This window comes from Pseudoalteromonas sp. 11L1 (genome assembly GCF_055397545.1).
Genome location: NZ_AP041141.1, coordinates 941,702 through 959,880, shown reverse-complemented (window position 1 = coordinate 959,880; position 18,179 = coordinate 941,702). Strand labels below are relative to the sequence as shown.

Genomic DNA, 18,179 nt, shown 5'->3' with positions numbered 1-18,179 from the left:
TAAATGAAAAACTTAATAATAAAAAACTAATTAAGTGCTTAGATTGTTACTGAACATTTCAAATTCATTGATAGCTATTTTATCTCGACAAGCTGCCTTTATTTTAATACCTTGCCACACATGAAGATTAAACAAGAACTCAGCGTGAAAACAAATTTAATTACTCGCGAAGGTTATTTACAACTGCAGCAAGAACATGATCATCTTTGGAATGAAAAACGCCCAGAAGTAACTAAAATAGTGAGCTGGGCTGCTAGTCTAGGTGATCGCTCTGAAAACGCAGACTATCAGTACAACAAACGTTTACTACGCCAAATTGACCGTCGTGTTCGCTATTTACGAAAACGCATCCCCGATCTAAAAATTGTTGACTACTCACCCGTACAAGACGGCAAAGTTTTTTTTGGAGCGTGGGTAGAAATAGAAAACGAGGCCGGTGAGTGTAAAAATTTTAGAATTGTCGGCCCCGATGAAATTTATGATCGCAACGACTATATTTCTATCGATTCACCAATGGCGCGAGCGCTATTAAAAAAACAAGTAGACGATGATTTTGAGGTCATGACTCCTCAGGGTGCTAAGCAGTGGTACGTAAATAACATTACCTATCAAAAATGACAGCGCTTAGTTTTGATTCAGATCACATTAACTTTTTATTGTTTATATTATCTGAGTAAGCTATAACTAAAGTTACTCAAGTAATGTTGTATTAACTTGAGAGTAGTTAATTAAGGTCACCATTATGTCAAACATAACAGCGCGCATATTACAAAATGCTCTCGTGTTTGCACTCTTCATGAGTGTGAGTTTGACATTGCATGGCGCACCTAAAAATAACAAACTTGATGCTGGTTTTGCTCCAGCTGAATTTATTGTTTGTGACTCCCCTGACCAAGCAAACCTCGACACCGATATAGATTCTCTTGATGGTGTTATTGCGCTTAGAGAAATCCAACCACTTTCTTTAGCGTTTTTCTTTCATTATGAAAGTCGATTTTTAGCCACTGCCTACAGTAATGCAAACCCGCGAGCGCCACCCGTTATTTAATTTAATAACTTGCTTTTAAACATTATTAAATTTTTATAACTATTTATTTAGGTGGATATTATGTCTAACTTTAAAGAACTCCGTACCCAAGACATTTCGCATGGCACTATTGCTGATACTTTTACTAATGAGGCTGTGATTGATTTAACCTCTCCAGCAACACGTATAGTAACTAGCTTTACTCAAACAAGTCCTATGCGCGCAGCGTTTGATACAACCATTGAACAAGCATCAAAACAGTTAAATGCTCAGCCCTCTGATTTTATTTTAGTGACTGACGAACAACAAAAACTAATTGGTATTGTCGCAAGTGCTGATTTACAAAGCTCAAAAATCATGATTTTATCGCAGCGTTTAGGCTTGCCTCGTAGTGAAATTAGCTTACGCTATTTAATGACACCGCTGAGTAATTTAATGGGTGTAAGTATGAAAAGCTTAAGCTATTCATGTATCGGTGATGCACTGCAAACTATGGAGCATCATGGCGCTATGTTTATATTAGTTACTGCGGCTAATAATGAAATAAGTGGTTTAATTTCAGCACGCGATATAGCACGTAAGCTTCAAATTCCTGTTCATATTAGCCCAATAGCGCACACATTTAGTGAAGTACTCGAAAGTGTAGAGCACCCTCACTAAATCCGCTTTTTATTGCCCCAGCAATGGCATCTTAAAGCAAGTAAAATAGCTTGCTTTAAGAGCTTTTTATTACCCTCCCCTGTGATATTATTCAAGACATTGACGCATCAGTTAACTTTTTAGCTGGTCTTATTTTTTGTATTAAAAGGTTTTTGCATGAGCGATATCTCTGCACGTTTAGCAACGGAGCTAAATGCACAGCAGCAACAAGTGGTTGCAGCAACAAAGTTACTTGATGAAGGCGCAACCGTCCCCTTTATTGCCCGTTACAGAAAAGAAGTGACCGGTGGATTAGATGACACCCAACTACGCCTTCTAGAACAACGTTTATCTTATTTGCGTGAACTTGAAGAGCGTCGTGGATTTATCCTGTCGACGATAGAATCACAAAATAAGCTTAGTGCTGAATTAGCGGCTGATATTAAAGCTGCACAAAGTAAAACCGAACTAGAAGACTTATATTTACCTTATAAAGCAAAGCGCCGCACTAGAGGTCAAATAGCTATTGAAGCCGGTTTAGAACCACTAGCTGATGCGTTATTTAACGATCCAATGCTTGACCCAGACGCTGAGGCTGCAAAATTTATTAATGCCGAAAAAGCGATTGTCGATACTAAAGCAGCGCTTGATGGTGCTAAGTTTATTTTGATGGAGCGCTTTGCTGAAGACGCTAAATTACTCGCTAAATTTAGAAGTCATATTAGTCAAAATGGAGCGATTGAAAGTAAACTTATTGATGGCCAAGAACAAGCCGGGGCTAAATACCGAGACTACTTTGAACATCAAGAACCATTAAAAAAAGTCCCCTCGCATCGAGCATTAGCCATGCTAAGAGCACGTAATGAAGGTATTTTACAGTTAACTATTAATCCTGAGCCTAACGCTGAAAACCCAGCGCAATTGTGTGCACAGATGATCAGCGATCATTACCGCCTAGATATTAAAAACAAACCTGCCAGCGCTTGGTTATTAACTGTGGTGCAATGGGCGTGGAAAATTAAGCTTGGATTACATCTAGAAAATGAATTTTTAGCCGCAATGCGTGAAAAGGCCGAAACCGGTGCCATTGATGTATTTGCTAAAAACTTAAAAGACTTATTGATGGCAGCCCCTGCAGGTCCTCGCACTACGTTAGGCTTAGATCCTGGTTTACGTACCGGTTGTAAAATTGCCGTGGTTGATAGCACAGGTAAGCTGCTTGCTACCCAAACGATTTTTCCACATGCACCACAAAATCATTGGGATAAATCATTACGCACGCTCGAGCAATTATGTCGCCAGCATAAAGTTGAGCTCATTGCGATTGGTAACGGTACCGCTTCTCGCGAATCAGATAAACTAGTTGGCGAACTTATCAAAGCCAATACTGAGCTTAAACTAAATAAAATCATGGTCAGTGAGGCCGGCGCTTCGGTTTACTCTGCTTCTGAATTCGCTGCTAATGAATTTCCAGATTTAGATGTATCTTTACGTGGTGCCGTATCTATTGCACGTCGCCTTCAAGATCCATTGGCTGAGTTGGTTAAAATAGAGCCTAAGTCTATTGGTGTAGGCCAATATCAACATGATGTATCACAAAGCCAACTAGGACAAAGTCTAATCTCAGTGGTAGAAGACTGTGTAAACAGTGTGGGGGTTGATTTAAATATGGCCTCTGTACCTTTACTTGCACGTGTTTCTGGTTTAAACAAAACCTTAGCGCAAAACATTGTAAGCTACCGTGATACAAACGGGTCATTTACAAAACGTAGTCAGTTGAAAAAAGTAGAGCGCTTAGGGCCAAAAGCATTTGAACAAGCAGCCGGCTTTTTACGCATTAACAATGGCAGCGATCCACTAGACAACTCATCAGTTCACCCTGAAGCATACCCTATCGTTAAGCGTATTTGTGAACACAACCAGGTAGACGTAAATAACCTCATTGGTAACAAAGAGTTTTTAAATAAGCTCGCTGCAAATGACTATATTGACGATAAATTTGGTCTGCCTACCGTGACCGATATTATTAGCGAACTTGATAAGCCGGGTCGCGATCCACGCCCTGAATTTAAAACCGCTGAATTTAAAGCAGGCGTTGAAAAAATTAGTGATTTAAAACCAGGAATGATTTTAGAAGGCGTGGTATCGAACGTAGCTAATTTTGGCGCATTTGTGGATGTTGGCGTACATCAAGATGGACTAGTGCATATTTCGGCTATTACTAATAAGTTTATTTCAGACCCACGAGAAGTGGTTAAAGCTGGTGACATTGTTAAAGTGAAAGTGGTTGAGGTTGACGCTGCACGTAAACGCATTAGCTTTACCATGCGCCTAGATGACGAGATAGACACTAGCAATAAAGCTGCCCCTGCGGCGCCGCAAAAGCCACGTGGTAACAATGCAAACCAATCGCGAGCGCCCAAACCTAAGCGCGACACAGGCAATGCCATGATGGGAAATGCGTTTGCTGATGCCTTTGCCAATGCGAAAGTGAAAAAATAAAATGACCCCATAAAAAACCGCTTAGGCGGTTTTTTTATGGCTATTAAATATAAGGTTTAGTTTAAATTTGTGCTGAGAATTGGCTTTGAGTCGCAGGTGATGTGGCCAGTTGATAAAAACTAGCAATGCGCCCAGCACGCGCTTCTACTTCAACATCACGCGATTGCTCTTCGCTTTTAGCAGTTTTTACTTCTGAACTTTCACTGTTAGAAAACGACGCACTGACTCTGCTTTTATCTTCGCTGCTATCTTCGTCATCAGCTGAAGCTAACTCAGCTTGTGCTGCGGCTATCTTTTGAGTGGCATCTGCCGCAATTGCTCTGTCGGCACCTGAAGGCTCAGCCGGCGCGAGTGCTGCAGCACGTACCGTTTGCATTTTATCAATAGTTGCTTGGGGGTCGCCATTGATAACCCCAACATCTATCGATACTTCACCACCTACCGCATAGTTAGTACCATCGGGCCCTCTTTGATATTCGTAGCTAGGAGAGCCCGCATATTGTCCACCCACAGCGGCATGCGCTTGCTCATGTGTTCGTACTTCAGTGTCGCGCGCTTTAAGTTCTTTAATTTGCTGTAATTCTTGCTCAAGTTGCAGTTCTTCTTGCTCACTAACTTCTTCTGCAGCTTGTTGTTTTTCTTGCTCGGCATTATCTTGATCGCTATCTGCATTGCCTTCGCGTTGCGCAATCGTTTTATCGTCTGCAATTTTGCCACTCGCATTGTAGGTTGAGCTGTCGCTATTTCCTGGCAGTTTGGCTTTTTCTGCATCACTTTGAGCTTTGTTTTCAGTGCTACCAGCGGTGTTCGCAGCGGCTGGGGGAATGACTTCACGTAGCTGGTTGTCACGCCGAGCAGTCTCAGTATAAACATTTGCGGTGTTTATATTAATAGACGGAAACGGCGTGACAATATTCATGAGAAATTACACTTTAATATCAACTAAAGTGCCTAATACGTCATCTGCAGTTTGGATAGATTGCGTGTTTGCCTTAGCATTAAACTCTTCAACTTTTAAGTTTACTAACGCATCATCAATTCGTGCAGGTTGAGATACTGGCGCGGTGACTGCTTCTTCAGGGCGAGCGGCCGTTAATTGACGTTGCTGCGCTAGTTGAGAGTCGTCTTGCTGCTCTATGCTGGCACGATTAATCTCAGCGCTGGCTTTTTCAATTCCTTGGCTGGCTCTATTAAACCCTTCAACACCACTATTGAATACAGATCCTATTGGCATAATAATAAACCTCCAGCAAATAAATATTGTTTAATTATCGCTCAAAAATCACGCAAAATAAAGCTTTAAACCGCAGTAATCATGGCTTTGCTTCAAAGCATTGATTTAACGGCAGATAAAAATTCACTTTTATGAGAAATAAAAGGCGCATGTGATGCTTTGTCTATCACTTCGTATTCAAAGTCAGCATTAAGTGCCACCATTTTCTCAATGGCCCGATAAGGAACGAGAGAGTCTAAGCGTCCAAAAATGCCGCGAAGAGTCACTGGACATTGAGCAAATAATTCGCGTAAATCTTCATTTTTCAGTATGTCTAGCCCTGCACTTAAAGCCTCGTTATTCGGAGGCGGTGACTGACTCAATAACTGCTTTAACTGTTTTACATCATCGCGAGCCGACTCACTGCCCATTGCCTGAATTGCCAAAAAGCGCTCTATCGTTTTTGAACGCTCTTGCAACAACTGCTCTTTGAACTGTTTTAATACTTTAGGCTTAATGCCAGCCCATGGTAATTGCTCTGCAAAAAAGGGCGTTGAGGCAACTAAAATGACTTTTGATACTTTTTCAGGCCAATGTTTGGCAATATAAATAGCAAACAACCCACCTAAAGACCATCCCATTAGCACCGATTGTGGCTTTAACTGCTCACTCACCTGCTTTGCAGCATCGTGTAATGTATATGGGCTTAAAGAGGCGTTATTATCACCATAACCGGGTAAATCCAAACAGCGCACTTTACCTGAATATAAAAACTCTAATTCTGGTTTTATTAACTGCCACACACCTTGGCTCATTCCCCAACCATGTAACAACACACATTCATTTTGCATATTTGCCTAACCTTAACCAAACTTGAGTTCTATGATAGCGCTTTAAAAGGAGTTTGTAATGAGGATCATCAGCGAATGAAACTCAGCCTAAGTGATTGGCTATTCCCCTCTTACTGTGTGTTATGTCAAAGTCAGATTCATAGCTTAATGGGACTGTGTCAATTTTGTTTAGATGACTTGCCATTGCTAGATTTGGCCGAGCATGACAATTTATTTTACCGCCCTGATATTGTAGAAATGTTTCCTAACTGCAACTTTGAAAAGCTGTTTGCCTGTGCTTTTTACCAGCCCCCTTTTAATTTATGGTTAAAGCAGCTTAAATTTAATAATCAAATCCATTATAAAAAAGCACTACAGCAAGTCATAAAAAAACAACTTAGGGTTTTTATGACTAAACACCCTGCCGCTGTTGATGCATTTATAATTTTACCTTTACATAAAGCGCGCTTTTTAACGCGTGGATTTAATCAGGTAACCCAAGTATGGCAGCCCTGTTTAGGGTCAAATAAAGTATTAAATAATGCGTTGCTTCGCCATAAACACACCTCGGCACAATCACAATTAAGCAAAGCCAAAAGAGTTAAAAATTTACAACAGGCTTTTTCATGCAAAATTAATTTAGAGGGAAAAACGGTAGTAATTATCGATGATATTATGACTACAGGAGCAACTCTTAATGCAGCCACCTTATCGTTAAAAGAAGCCGGCGCTAAACACGTATGGGCATTTACCACGTGCTTAACGCCACTTTAGGGCGTGTTAGTTTCCACTCACGCGAAAGGTGTGGCCGAAAAATAAAGCATTACTTAACAATCGGCTGGTGCCATACCAGTACCCTCTAAATACAGGGTTGTCAGTCATCGCAATAACACTACCTCGCCCATAAGAATGCGCCATTAACGCAGCTCCACCGGCCACTTGCTCTACATTTACTGCATCGGTAAAACCAGCAAGGAGCGGCTGCTGTGTGTAGGTAAGTATATTTACAAACGGTGCTTGCGAGGCTTCCAATAGCCAGGTGCTATTTTTAAATACAGGTAGTGTGTCACGCTTAAATGAAAATGTCAGAGGGTGAGTTGTATCTACCTTGGTATTAAATATCGCACCGGCAATACGCTGGCGACCCGCTAAGTGGTCTTTGTCTGCATATTTTAAACCTTGAGTATCGAATGCCCCAGCCACATCTTTACGCGATAAGTAGCTTGCTTTTAATAGCTGCTGATCGGCTAAAAACTTCGCCCCGCCTTTATGTCCCCAAATAACACCACCTTTCCTTACCCAGCTTTTTATAGCAACTTTATCGGAATCAGATAAAGTAGAATAATTACCATGTGGCAACACAATATGGCTGTAATTACTGAGCTCTAAAGACGCTAAACGCTCCATTTCAACAATGGTTGGCGCTACACCCACAAAACGGTCTAGGTAGTACCACACTTCTCCCGCTTCATATTGGCTCACGCCTTTACCACCAACCAATAACACCTTAGGTGCAGAAACCACAGCCATAGAGCGAGACCCTAAATCAGCACCTTTACTAGTTAAACCGGTAGTAATTGGTTTAACTTCAATCCCAAACTGGCTTTGTGCTTGGTTTAACTTTGTCACCCAGTTGGTGTCAGTTTGAAGTCCTGCTGGAATAATAATACTACCTGCGTCAAAGTTTACTTCTGCATTGGTTGATACTGCTGTTAATGGTTTTAATGCAACACGAGCTTTAATGCCTTGCTGTAACAGACTATTGAGCATTTTTGGGGCTTGCATGTCATTCCATGCAAATCCATAGGCGTAATTGTTAGTCAGTGACGCTAACTCTGGCTGCTTTGGTTTTTGCCAAGCTGTTTTTTCTACCTCTAATCCCCAGCGGCTGTTTACTTTAGCAAATGGTAAATTAAACGCATGCGCTAATGTCCAACCCGACACATCGTAAAAGGTGTTATCGGCAAAGTTTTGTTGCTCACTAAAAATAGCTTTAACTAATCGATATTGTGGTTGCGCAAGCGGTACAAAATAACTATTAGCGGTAAAGTTTTTACCTTCAGCTTTTAGCCCTTCTTTAACGGGATAAGCATTAATTTGATGTTGTTTAAGTATGCTTAAAAAGTCGTTAGTACGGGTATGATCTTCATCTGCTTGAACAATATAGCCTTGATAGTCTTCATCTTTGGCAAGCTCAACTGCTTTGTTATAAAAGTTAGCTTGATACTCAAGCAAAGCTTGGCGGTTATCAATCGCCGCTTTAAACGTTGATAAGCTCGTTAAAAGTTGGTTTTTAATTGTAAACGCAAACGTTAGCGGACCATTGATCGTTTCTTGAATATGGCCACGAGAACTTGCTTGTTCAAATAAAATACCCACACCCCCGTTTACATCGGGGTAGGTAGAGCCTTTACCATAATAAAAGTCATCAAAGCTTTCTTCTGTAAAGTATAGCGCGTTGTTTTCATCTAATGTTTTAGCATGATAATTTGCAATCGCTTTGGTAAGGCTCACATTTTCTTCAGGCGTAATTGGGTGTTTACGACTTGGGATACCCGGTTGAAAAAAGTAGCTACTATTTGGCCCCATTTCATGAAAGTCAGTTAAAATATTAGGTTTCCAATAATGAAACTTAGCAATCCGAGCCCGCGACTCTGGGTGCTGTAACAACAACCAATCACGGTTTAAATCAAACCAATAATGGTTTGTACGGCTGCTTGGCCAGCTCTCTACATGCTCTCGGGTTTGCGGATCTGACGATAAGTTCATACCGCGATTACTATTAGCCCAATTTGCAAAACGTGCTAGTCCATCTGGGTTAAGTGACGGGTCGAGTAAAATAACCGTATTGTTAAGTAGCTCATTTATTTCATCGCCTTGCGCTGCAGCTAAATAATAAGCGACTAGTAACGCTGCATTACTACCTGATGATTCGTTACCATGAACACTGTAACCCATCCACACGACACTGGGCTGCTCTGCTGTTTTATTGTTTGAATTATTTAGGCGAGCTAAATGTGCTTGGCGAGTTTTTTCTATATTTTTTAATTTGTTAGCCGCTGTAATCGTAAGCATAACTAACGGGCGCTGTTCGTGAGTTCGGCCTATTACTTCAAAATTAATTCGATCGCTTTTTTGAGCTAAAATTTCCATGTAGCGAACAAGTTGGTCATGCCTTACATGCCACTCACCCACTTGATAACCCAGTACCTCTTGTGGTGTTGGTATGGTGGAATCAAATTCAACCTGTTGCTCAAAATAATAAGATAGGGGCTTTGCCATACTTGAAAAACTGGCCAGCACCACCACTACTGTTAATATGAAGCGCATATAAATCACTCTAAAAATGTTTGTTAAATGCACGCTACCATTGCTTAAAATAGATGCCAACTTTTTACGCTCAACACTAGCCGCAACACGATGAGCGGAGTATGATATGCAGTATCCGAGTAATTTAGTCAAGTATAGACGGTATTATGATTTCTATTTCCGAAACAGCGCAAGCGCATTTTGCTAAGCTATTAGCAGATCAATCTCAACAAACGAATATTCGTGTGTTTGTTGTTAACCCTGGTACATCACAAGCTGAATGTGGTGTTTCTTATTGTCCAGAAGACGCGGTAGAAGAGAGCGATATTCGCCTAAATTTTAACGGCTTTGATGCAGTTGTTGATGCTGAAAGCGCGCCTTTCTTAGCCGAAGCTGAAATTGATTTTGTTACCGACAAAATGGGCACGCAGCTAACCCTTAAAGCACCTAATGCTAAAGCACGTAAACTAGGTGAAGATGCCAGCTTGAATGAGCGTGTGCAACACATGCTAGAAACTGAAGTAAACCCACAACTTGCCAACCATGGCGGCCAAGTTAGCTTGGTAGAGATCACTGCAGCTGGTGTTGCTGTACTTCAGTTTGGTGGTGGTTGTAATGGGTGTTCTATGATCGATGTCACACTAAAAGAAGGCATTGAAAAAGAAATGATTGCTAAATTTGATGAGATCACAGGTGTGTCTGACATTACCGATCATGAAGCAGGCGAGCATTCTTACTACTAAGCATTAATCTATTATGCTAAAGCCACTTATTTACCGCTTAGGGAGTGACCCTAAGTTGAGTTTAAAGCGCTTTTTTCGCGGGCTAGCACTGTTTGTGCTAGCCGTGATATTTATCGCTGTGGGCTATTACAGCCATTACAGTTTACAAGTTCTTGGCTTGGTTATTTTAGCCCCCGCTTTATTTTTTGCTTTTTGGGGCTATGCGGGTATTTTTGCTAACCGCTTTTCTCAAGTATTAAAAAATATCCCTTCCAAAAATAACGACCCCGATCTGTGGAAGTAACGGTTTATATCAACTCGCTTATTTAAGTAATTGATTGTTAGCTTTTAGTTGTTGATATTTAACGATAAGCGTAACGCCTCGCATAAGCATAAAACAACTCATAGCTAACCATAACCCATTATTTTGCCAATCCTGAAATAGCCAAAACACCCCAAAAAAACCTACAATCGCTGAAAGCAACATACTGTTTCGCATCGCTTTAGCGCGGGTCAGACCAACAAAAATACCATCGAACAAAAAACAGCTCATAGCTAAAATAGGCAATACTATTACCCAAGGTAAGTAGTGAATGGCCTCGTCAATAACCTCTGGTACATTAGTTAATAGCTTAATAATACTACTGCCAAATACTATAAAAAACACACTATATAAAATGCCAAATAACATGCCCCAAAATACACTGATTTTTACCCATAGCCTTATCTTCTCGACACTTTGTTGACCTTTAGCTTGACCTACTTTGGCCTCACTTGCATAGGCAATTCCATCAAGTGCAAAGCTAACTAACATTAAAAAATTGAGTAGGACGGCATTGGCGGCCAATGTGGTTTCACCTAGGCGAGCAGCATAAAAGGTCATAAAGCTAAAGCATAACTGCAGCACTAAAGAACGAATAAAAATATCGCGGTTTAAGCTCAGAAGTCCTGCCATTTTTTCCACACTAAACCAATTTGCTACAGCCAAACTCATACCATGCTTTTTAGCAAGTTGAGCCACTAGCAATAAAGCAAACACAAGTGCAATATAGTCAGCGATAAGTGATGCCCACGCAGCCCCAGCAACCGCCCAATCAAGGTACACTACAAAATAAATATCGAGCACAATATTAGTAATGTTAGTGACTAACAGTAAATAAAATGGCCCTCGTCCATAATGCACGCCCAACATCCAGCCTAGTAAAACTAAATTACATAGCGCTGCAGGTGCGCTAAAAATACGAATACTAAAATAGCGATAGGCTTCATTGAGCACATCACTATTGGCAGCAGATAAATAGGCAATAGCGTGTTTTATAAGGGGGGATAATAAAATCAGAATTAAAGCTACGCTACTGGCCAATAACAAACTGCGTTTGAGTAAGGCTGCCAGCTGAGTTAAATCATTTTGACCATAAGCCTGCGCCACCAGCCCAGTGGTACTCATTCTTAAAAATCCAGCGAGCCAAAATAAAATAGAGATCACAGTTGAACCCAAAGCAATACCGGCTAAATAATGCGCGCTCCCCAAATGACCAATCACAGCCGTATCAACAATTCCTAACAACGGGACGGTAATATTTGATAATATCATCGGACCGGCTAACAACAACAAGCTTTTATGGTGTGCTTTATTATGTATAAGAAATTGTTTCATTTAGTACTATTATTCCTGATTTGTGGTTCTTTGCGCGCGCAAGCAGCTGTTATTCTACAGTATCATCACGTCAGTGAAACCCTTCCCGCTGTCACCAGCGTGAGTGCCAATACTTTTACTAAACACTTAAATTATTTAAAAGAGCATAACTTTAACGTTATTCCATTAAATGAGCTGATTAGTGCATTACAACAAGGTAAGGCTTTAGAGAACAAAACAATCGCGATTACCTTTGATGATGGTTACAACAATAATTACGACCAAGCTGCCCCTATCCTAGAGAAGTTTGGCTATCCGTACACTATTTTTATAAACCCAAAACTCATTGATGAACAGGCGGGTTACGTTATGGGGTGGGATAAGCTCAGAGAACTTGCTAAAAAAGGAGCGCTTATTGCTAATCATAGTGCCGAGCATAACTACCTACATAAAAAGCGCAAGAATGAAACGCCTAGCCAATGGCGCGAACGCACTAAAAAAGACATTCTTAGTTCTCAACAGCGCATCAAAGAGGAAATAGGTCACGATTACAAATACCTTGCCTATCCATACGGAGAGTTTAACAATCAACTGCAAGCACTCGTCACTGAATTAGGTTTTATTGGTATTGGCCAACACTCAGGAGCCGTTAATCAACACTCTGACTTTAGCCGCTTACCGCGCTTCCCTGCCTCTGGTTTTTATAGCAAGCTAGAGACGTTAATTACCAAGATAAATTCGACTGCCTTTACTATTAATAAGCTAACCTATGAAGATAGTGTAACTTCACAAAATCCACCATCACTCACTATAAAACTTAAGACAGACGACTTTCATAAGAGTCAATTTGCCTGTTATGTATCAAGCGTTGGTCAAGCTAATTTAGATTGGTTAGACGATAATACAGTTGAGGTAACATCGCCAAAGCAGCTTAATAAAGGCCGCTCACGCTTTAATTGTACCGCTCCGTCAATAAAACAAGCTGGCAGTTATTATTGGTTTTCGCAGCCTTGGGTGATCAACTAAGCTTTACTTTTTTATAACTTGATTTAATAACCGCTGGGTCATTTTCTCCAGCGGTACCACTTCATTTGCTGCCCCCATATCAATAGCAGCTTTAGGCATACCCCATACCACTGACGAAAACTCATCTTGCGCAAGCGTGTATGCTCCTTGTTGCTTTAATGCGAGTAATCCCTTTGCACCATCACTTCCCATACCGGTTAATAGTGTGGCAACAATATGTTTTGCACCAATTTCCAGTAATGAGTCAAATAAAACATCCACCGCGGGTTTATGTCTATTAACAGCTTCTCCATCATCAAGCTGACAATACAAAGCACTACCTTGTTTATTAATTCGTAAATGAAGCCCACCTGGGGCTATATAAGCGCAACCTGCTAGCAATTTATCACCTTGCTGGGCTTCTTTTACGTTAATAGTACAAGTACGCTGCATCCGCTCTGCAAATGAGGTGCTGAATACGGGAGGAATATGCTGAGTAATTACAATTGGAGGGCAATTTTTGGGCATACGTATAAGCACTTCTTTTATCGCCTCGGTTCCCCCTGTTGACGCACCAATCGCTATCACTTTATTTACTAAAAATTCGGCATTAGTGGGGATAGGCTCTGCTACAGTACTATTTTTTTTGTGGCCTCGAACCCGCGCACTGGCCGCTACTCTTACTTTTTGCTGAACAATATCAGCATATTGGCTCATTTGTTGTTTAACATTAACTACTGGCTTTGCAATAAAATCAACCGCCCCCAGTTCAAGCGCTTCAAGGGTGATAGGTGAGCCTTTTTGAGTAAGAGTGGAAATCATTACTACGGGCATAGGCCTTAAGCGCATTAAGTTTTTTAAAAAGCTAATGCCGTCCATTTTTGGCATTTCAACATCCAGTGTTAGTACATCCGGATTATGCTTTTTGATCATCTCTCTGGCTTCGTATGGGTCTTGTGCACAGCCCACTACCACAATGTCTTTTGCCTGTTGCAGTATCTCTGTCAGTAATTGCCTGATCAGTGCCGAGTCATCAATTATTAATACTCTAATCATAGCCATCCTTAAAACAGTTCTATATCCGTGGCTTTAGTTTGCTGTTCAAGATTATGTAAGTAACGCACTTCACGTTTTTCAATAGTGTTATTATGTAAATTTCTTAGCTTTTTAACCTGTACTTTTCCATTATGAGGATTAAAAAATATTTTGCGCGGCCAAGGTCCGCCCATATCATGCGCCACTAAGTTTAGCGCTTCTTCTGCTATATATGCATTGGCAAAACTGATATTGCCAATACCAATATCTGTCATTGCGCTAATTATTTTGCCTCCCCCAAACAGTTTTACTTTTAAGTTTGCCCGAGAAGCGCCATTTTTAAGCACTTCATTAATTAAATATTCCATAGCCCAGTTACCATAACGACAATTTAAACTATGCGCTTGGTCAATTCGTTCACCTTTTTGAATAGGTAGCATAAAGTGATTGATCCCGCCTATGCCTAGCTTATCGTCGTAAACACAAGCAGCAATGCACGATCCGAGCACGGTAGTGATCAGCTCATCGTTTTTAGAAACATAAAATTCACCTGGCAATACCTTAGCGACCACTTGATCTCGCGTGGCATCCCAATAACGTTTAATATGCTCAAATCCCGCTAATACTGGCTTAAATTGTGTTTGCATGGGCTACTTTTTGATACATGGTTTTCCCTAAGTTTTTAAATAAGACATGCTCTTTTCCCATGGTTTCTGAATGCCCTAAAAATAAATAACCTTGGTTATTTAAAATATCGGCATAACGGTTAAAAAGCTGATCCTTTGTCTCTTTATCAAAGTAAATCACTACATTTCTGCACAAGATCAAATCAAATGGACCCTTCATAGGCCAATCTTGGAGTAAGTTTAAACGCTTAAATGAAATACATTGCTGTAGCTTGGGTTTCACTTTATAACTTTGACCGTCTTTGCTAGTTAAAAACCAGCGCTTGAGCAGTGCATCATCCAATCCATTCACATTTGCCGCAGTATAAATACCGCTCTGAGCTTTAGCTAATACATTAGAATCAAGATCAGTTGCTAAAATTTTCACATCCCAATCACTTGGAAAAGCCCCTTGTAACGTCATAGCTAAACTGTAGGGCTCTTCACCGGTAGAGCAGCCAGCAGACCAAATGCGAACACGCTTAGTCTGTTTATTTGTTTTTAACAGCGTTGGTATAAACTGCTCTTTTATAAACTCAAAGTGATGAATTTCACGAAAAAAAGAGGTTAGATTGGTAGTAATGGCATTAATAAATGCATCAAACTCCTGATCCTTATGATTTTTTAAGTAATCTAGGTAACTAGAAAAGTTTGTTAATTTACGCTCACGAATTCGCCTTGCTAATCGTGAGTAAACCATTTCACGCTTATGCTCCCCAAGCACAATACCACAAGCGTTATACACTAAATGAGCCACTTCCTTAAAATCGCTATCCGTTAATAAAAACTCTTTCATTATGCACTCTCAAATAAATATAAAGATAGATTCAAACTAACCTCATTGTTTGAACCATCTAAAATAGGGTTAAAACTCCTCCCACTCTTCAGCTGAGTCTACAAAGTTTTCACCTTTGCTTTTGTTATTAACAAAGCTATTTTCTTGCTTATGCGTTATTTCAGGGGTGCGAATGGTGGGCGATACCACCGCCATATCTTGCTGCCCTAGTGAAAAGAAGTGCAGTAAACGGCGCATTTCATTTGCCTGCTCTGCCATAGATTCACCTGCAGCCGATGCCTCTTCAACCAATGCCGCATTTTGCTGAGTCATTTCATCCATTTGCGATACAGCTTTATTTACTTGCTCAATCCCTGCACTTTGCTCTTCAGAGGCCTGAGTTATATCAGCTATCATTTGTGTCACACGTTTCACCGACACCACAATCTCCTGTAACGTCACACCTGATTCATTTACAAGAGCGCTACCATCAGCAACTTTGCCAACACTATCTCTAATTAACTCTTTAATTTCTTTAGCTGCACCAGCTGAGCGCTGAGCTAAGTTACGCACTTCACCCGCAACAACCGCAAAACCTCGGCCTTGCTCACCTGCTCTTGCAGCTTCTACAGCAGCATTGAGAGCTAGTAGGTTTGTTTGGAATGCTATTTCGTCTATTACACCTATGATGTCAGCAATTTTTTTACTCGATTCATTAATTGCAGACATACTGGTTACGGCCTTATTCACAACCTCGCCACCTTGAACTGCTTTATCACAGGTTTCTTCAGCTAAGTCATTAGCCACCTTGGCATTATCAGCATTTTGACGAACCGTACTGGTCATCTCTTCCATACTAGAAGCCGTCTCCTCCAATGATGATGCCTGCTCCTCTGTGCGCTGACTTAGATCAGCATTACCTTGTGAAATCTCTTCTGCTCCACTGGCCACCAAAGTGGCTGATGTGTTAATTCGATTAATAACCTCAGTTAGCTTATCTGCTGTCGCATTTGCATCTGTTTTCAGTTTTTCAAACGAGCCGTGATACTGTTTTTCGATCCGTTTAGATAAATCACCAGTAGCCATGGCATCAAGCATATTGCCAGTATCAGTTACCGCTTCGTCAACCACTTTAACTAAACTATTAAGACCTTGAGCTAAACGTAGGAAAAAGCCATCCTTTCCTTGCTCAACCACACGGCTATTTAACTCTCCTTTACTTGCGGCACTGACCAGCTGAGCAACCTCTTTTTCTATGGCTACTTCTGCTGTTCTGTCTTCCCATTCAACTACAGTTCCAATTCGCTCATCGTCTGGCGTAATAATTGGGTTAGCAACTAAGCCAAAGGTTCTGCCTCCCACTTTAATTTCAGTGTTGTAGGTATCCGTTAACTTAGCCAACATATTTTGCTGATGGGCTGGATTTTTATGAAATATATCAATATTTTGATTCAGTAGATTTTTGCTATCAAAGTTAGGTAAATCAATGCGTATATCATTTTGAGCATTGCTCATCATATTTTTCACCGCGTCATTCATATAAACAATCACATTCGATGCATCTGCAATCATAGTGTTTGTTGCTACAGTGTCTAACGCTCGGCGAACACGTAAGTTCTCCTGTGCTCTGGCACGCTCTGCATCGGCCTTAAATACTTCATCAGTAATATCTTGCCACTCAACAATTGTTCCCAAGCGCTCTCCTTCTTCGTTAAACCATGGCGAAGCAATTAAATCAAAAATAAGACCAGCTAATTTAAGTGTCGCTTTATGGGGCGCATCTAATTTTTTTAATAGCTCGCGCTGATGCGCTGGATGTTGATGAAAATCATCAACACATGTGCCGATTAAGTCACTTACAGCAAAGTTAGGTAATACCGATTGCAAATCTCTTTCGCGTGCTTTTAGCATTTGCTTAACTTGTTCGTTGACAAAAATAATGTTTAAGTCATTATCAGCAATCATCACATTCGCTTGGCATACTTTTAGGGCGCTGGCTAAGTCGGCAGTTTTTTTAGAGGTTTTTTCTAGTTCTTTTTGTTCGCTAATGTCCGTTGCGTATTTTATGATTTTTATTAATTTTCCGTCCATATCATAAATGGGATTGTAAGAAGCATTAATCCAAATTTCACGGCCTTGTTTATCAAATCGTAAATACTCACCTCGGTCGTATTCACCTCTACCCAGTTTGGCCCAAAAAGTTTGATAATCCGCACTATTTGCATACTCAGGTGCAACAAATAAACGATGGTGCTTACCCTGTATTTCATCAAGTTGGTAGCCAAACGTGGCTAAAAAGTTCTTGTTGGCATTAATCACTGTGCCATCTAAGTCAAACTCGATTACCGCTTGCGACTTATTTATTGCTGCAACTTGTCCGGCCGCTTCGGCTGCCTTTAATTTTTGCAAAGTGATCTCAGTAGCAAACTTAATCACTTTAATTACTTGCCCCTGAGAGTCTATAACAGGGTTATACGTGGCTTGTATCCATACTTCTTTACCATTTTTTCCAAACCGCTTAAATTCATCTGAAATAAATTCACCCGCGCTCAATCGCTGCCAAAACTGATGGTACTCATCGCTTTTCGCTTCGCTAGGACTAACAAATAAAGAGTGGTGCTGACCTTGAACCTCAGCAAGTGAGTAATCCATTACACGAAGAAAATTAACATTGGCAGTAATTATTCTTCCATTAGGCTCAAATTCAATTATTGCTAATGATTTATGCAATGCATTTATGATCAAATCATTGCTTGATTTAGACTGTTTTGAATTACTAAACCATCCCATGCTTATCACCACCTTTAAGTTATTTACTTTA

The 18,179-nt window shown here is 40.5% G+C and carries 17 protein-coding genes; 8 read left to right on the top strand and 9 right to left on the bottom strand.

The genetic code is table 11. The annotated features are described in order from the left end of the window. The first annotated feature begins 144 nt into the window (after window positions 1-144). From greB to ACZ5WS_RS04420, 4 genes are all read left to right on the top strand, one after another. Complete coding sequence (gene greB / locus ACZ5WS_RS04435) at window positions 145-618, top strand: transcription elongation factor GreB (protein WP_010392431.1); 474 nt, start codon at window positions 145-147, stop codon at window positions 616-618. A 124-nt stretch (window positions 619-742) separates the two neighbouring features. Then, complete coding sequence (locus ACZ5WS_RS04430) at window positions 743-1,048, top strand: hypothetical protein (protein ID WP_178956731.1); 306 nt, start codon at window positions 743-745, stop codon at window positions 1,046-1,048. 60 nt (window positions 1,049-1,108) lie between these two features. Then, window positions 1,109-1,687 carry a CBS domain-containing protein gene (locus tag ACZ5WS_RS04425; RefSeq protein ID WP_138608328.1) on the top strand — a complete coding sequence of 193 codons (579 nt, stop codon included), beginning with the start codon at window positions 1,109-1,111 and terminating at the stop codon, window positions 1,685-1,687. A gap of 156 nt (window positions 1,688-1,843) precedes the next feature. Beyond that, window positions 1,844-4,168 carry a Tex family protein gene (locus tag ACZ5WS_RS04420; RefSeq protein ID WP_464710864.1) on the top strand — a complete coding sequence of 775 codons (2,325 nt, stop codon included), beginning with the start codon at window positions 1,844-1,846 and terminating at the stop codon, window positions 4,166-4,168. A 61-nt stretch (window positions 4,169-4,229) separates the two neighbouring features. Here the strand turns inward: ACZ5WS_RS04420 and ACZ5WS_RS04415 are convergent, their stop codons facing one another. The 3 genes from ACZ5WS_RS04415 to bioH form a co-directional block, all read right to left on the bottom strand. Beyond that, entirely contained in the window at window positions 4,230-5,087 is an 858-nt protein-coding gene (locus tag ACZ5WS_RS04415; protein ID WP_464710861.1) for a putative metalloprotease CJM1_0395 family protein, read from the bottom strand. 6 nt (window positions 5,088-5,093) lie between these two features. Then, entirely contained in the window at window positions 5,094-5,402 is a 309-nt protein-coding gene (locus ACZ5WS_RS04410) for a hypothetical protein (RefSeq protein WP_008112879.1), read from the bottom strand. A 92-nt stretch (window positions 5,403-5,494) separates the two neighbouring features. After that, window positions 5,495-6,232 (bottom strand): pimeloyl-ACP methyl ester esterase BioH, encoded by a 738-nt coding sequence (bioH, locus tag ACZ5WS_RS04405; RefSeq protein ID WP_464710859.1) that lies wholly within the window; start codon window positions 6,230-6,232, stop codon window positions 5,495-5,497. A 75-nt stretch (window positions 6,233-6,307) separates the two neighbouring features. Here bioH and ACZ5WS_RS04400 point away from each other — a divergent pair, with 75 nt between their 5' ends. Beyond that, window positions 6,308-6,985 carry a ComF family protein gene (locus tag ACZ5WS_RS04400; protein WP_464710858.1) on the top strand — a complete coding sequence of 226 codons (678 nt, stop codon included), beginning with the start codon at window positions 6,308-6,310 and terminating at the stop codon, window positions 6,983-6,985. 6 nt (window positions 6,986-6,991) lie between these two features. On the opposite strand, the gene ACZ5WS_RS04395 is transcribed toward ACZ5WS_RS04400, so the two are convergent. Continuing rightward, window positions 6,992-9,541: a M14 metallopeptidase family protein gene (locus ACZ5WS_RS04395; protein ID WP_178956734.1), complete on the bottom strand. Its 2,550-nt coding sequence runs from the start codon at window positions 9,539-9,541 to the stop codon at window positions 6,992-6,994. A 146-nt stretch (window positions 9,542-9,687) separates the two neighbouring features. Here ACZ5WS_RS04395 and nfuA point away from each other — a divergent pair, with 146 nt between their 5' ends. Together nfuA and ACZ5WS_RS04385 are read left to right on the top strand one after the other, a co-directional pair. Continuing rightward, entirely contained in the window at window positions 9,688-10,263 is a 576-nt protein-coding gene (gene nfuA, locus ACZ5WS_RS04390) for a Fe-S biogenesis protein NfuA (protein ID WP_008465569.1), read from the top strand. Between the two features lie 13 nt (window positions 10,264-10,276). Next, a complete protein-coding gene (locus tag ACZ5WS_RS04385) occupies window positions 10,277-10,546 on the top strand; it encodes a hypothetical protein (RefSeq protein ID WP_138608336.1) in 270 nt (89 codons plus the stop codon). A gap of 18 nt (window positions 10,547-10,564) precedes the next feature. Here ACZ5WS_RS04385 and ACZ5WS_RS04380 read toward each other — a convergent pair whose 3' ends face one another. Continuing rightward, window positions 10,565-11,899, bottom strand: coding sequence for an MATE family efflux transporter (locus tag ACZ5WS_RS04380; RefSeq protein WP_464710854.1), 1,335 nt, complete (start codon window positions 11,897-11,899; stop codon window positions 10,565-10,567). Here ACZ5WS_RS04380 and ACZ5WS_RS04375 point away from each other — a divergent pair. Continuing rightward, a complete protein-coding gene (locus ACZ5WS_RS04375; RefSeq protein WP_464710853.1) occupies window positions 11,879-12,904 on the top strand; it encodes a polysaccharide deacetylase family protein in 1,026 nt (341 codons plus the stop codon). The two genes, ACZ5WS_RS04380 and ACZ5WS_RS04375, sit on opposite strands and share 21 nt — an antisense overlap. Before the next feature lie 3 nt (window positions 12,905-12,907). Here ACZ5WS_RS04375 and ACZ5WS_RS04370 read toward each other — a convergent pair whose 3' ends face one another. From ACZ5WS_RS04370 to ACZ5WS_RS04355, 4 genes are all read right to left on the bottom strand, one after another. After that, the gene (locus tag ACZ5WS_RS04370; protein ID WP_138608340.1) at window positions 12,908-13,939 is read right to left on the bottom strand and encodes a protein-glutamate methylesterase/protein-glutamine glutaminase; all 1,032 of its coding nucleotides are present in this window, start codon (window positions 13,937-13,939) and stop codon (window positions 12,908-12,910) included. Window positions 13,940-13,947: 8 nt separating this feature from the next. Then, window positions 13,948-14,565 (bottom strand): chemoreceptor glutamine deamidase CheD, encoded by a 618-nt coding sequence (cheD, locus tag ACZ5WS_RS04365; protein ID WP_138608343.1) that lies wholly within the window; start codon window positions 14,563-14,565, stop codon window positions 13,948-13,950. Further along, the gene (locus ACZ5WS_RS04360; RefSeq protein ID WP_131691797.1) at window positions 14,549-15,379 is read right to left on the bottom strand and encodes a CheR family methyltransferase; all 831 of its coding nucleotides are present in this window, start codon (window positions 15,377-15,379) and stop codon (window positions 14,549-14,551) included. The genes cheD and ACZ5WS_RS04360 overlap by 17 nt, the downstream gene beginning before the upstream one ends. 69 nt (window positions 15,380-15,448) lie before the next feature. After that, window positions 15,449-18,148, bottom strand: a complete 2,700-nt coding sequence (locus ACZ5WS_RS04355) for a methyl-accepting chemotaxis protein (protein ID WP_138608345.1) — start codon at window positions 18,146-18,148, stop codon at window positions 15,449-15,451. Between the last annotated feature and the right edge of the window lie 31 nt (window positions 18,149-18,179).

What these genes read in the sequence shown, in the direction of transcription:
- ACZ5WS_RS04425 (WP_138608328.1), top strand. Translation starts at nt 1,109, where the DNA reads ATGTCTAACTTTAAAGAACTCCGTACCCAAGACATTTCGCATGGCACT.
- ACZ5WS_RS04395 (WP_178956734.1), bottom strand. Translation starts at nt 9,541, where the DNA reads ATGCGCTTCATATTAACAGTAGTGGTGGTGCTGGCCAGTTTTTCAAGT.
- ACZ5WS_RS04420 (WP_464710864.1), top strand. Translation starts at nt 1,844, where the DNA reads ATGAGCGATATCTCTGCACGTTTAGCAACGGAGCTAAATGCACAGCAG.
- ACZ5WS_RS04355 (WP_138608345.1), bottom strand. Translation starts at nt 18,148, where the DNA reads ATGGGATGGTTTAGTAATTCAAAACAGTCTAAATCAAGCAATGATTTG.
- nfuA (WP_008465569.1), top strand. Translation starts at nt 9,688, where the DNA reads ATGATTTCTATTTCCGAAACAGCGCAAGCGCATTTTGCTAAGCTATTA.
- ACZ5WS_RS04415 (WP_464710861.1), bottom strand. Translation starts at nt 5,087, where the DNA reads ATGAATATTGTCACGCCGTTTCCGTCTATTAATATAAACACCGCAAAT.
- ACZ5WS_RS04410 (WP_008112879.1), bottom strand. Translation starts at nt 5,402, where the DNA reads ATGCCAATAGGATCTGTATTCAATAGTGGTGTTGAAGGGTTTAATAGA.
- ACZ5WS_RS04360 (WP_131691797.1), bottom strand. Translation starts at nt 15,379, where the DNA reads ATGAAAGAGTTTTTATTAACGGATAGCGATTTTAAGGAAGTGGCTCAT.
- ACZ5WS_RS04430 (WP_178956731.1), top strand. Translation starts at nt 743, where the DNA reads ATGTCAAACATAACAGCGCGCATATTACAAAATGCTCTCGTGTTTGCA.
- ACZ5WS_RS04380 (WP_464710854.1), bottom strand. Translation starts at nt 11,899, where the DNA reads ATGAAACAATTTCTTATACATAATAAAGCACACCATAAAAGCTTGTTG.
- ACZ5WS_RS04385 (WP_138608336.1), top strand. Translation starts at nt 10,277, where the DNA reads ATGCTAAAGCCACTTATTTACCGCTTAGGGAGTGACCCTAAGTTGAGT.
- ACZ5WS_RS04370 (WP_138608340.1), bottom strand. Translation starts at nt 13,939, where the DNA reads ATGATTAGAGTATTAATAATTGATGACTCGGCACTGATCAGGCAATTA.
- ACZ5WS_RS04375 (WP_464710853.1), top strand. Translation starts at nt 11,879, where the DNA reads ATGTATAAGAAATTGTTTCATTTAGTACTATTATTCCTGATTTGTGGT.
- ACZ5WS_RS04400 (WP_464710858.1), top strand. Translation starts at nt 6,308, where the DNA reads ATGAAACTCAGCCTAAGTGATTGGCTATTCCCCTCTTACTGTGTGTTA.
- cheD (WP_138608343.1), bottom strand. Translation starts at nt 14,565, where the DNA reads ATGCAAACACAATTTAAGCCAGTATTAGCGGGATTTGAGCATATTAAA.
- bioH (WP_464710859.1), bottom strand. Translation starts at nt 6,232, where the DNA reads ATGCAAAATGAATGTGTGTTGTTACATGGTTGGGGAATGAGCCAAGGT.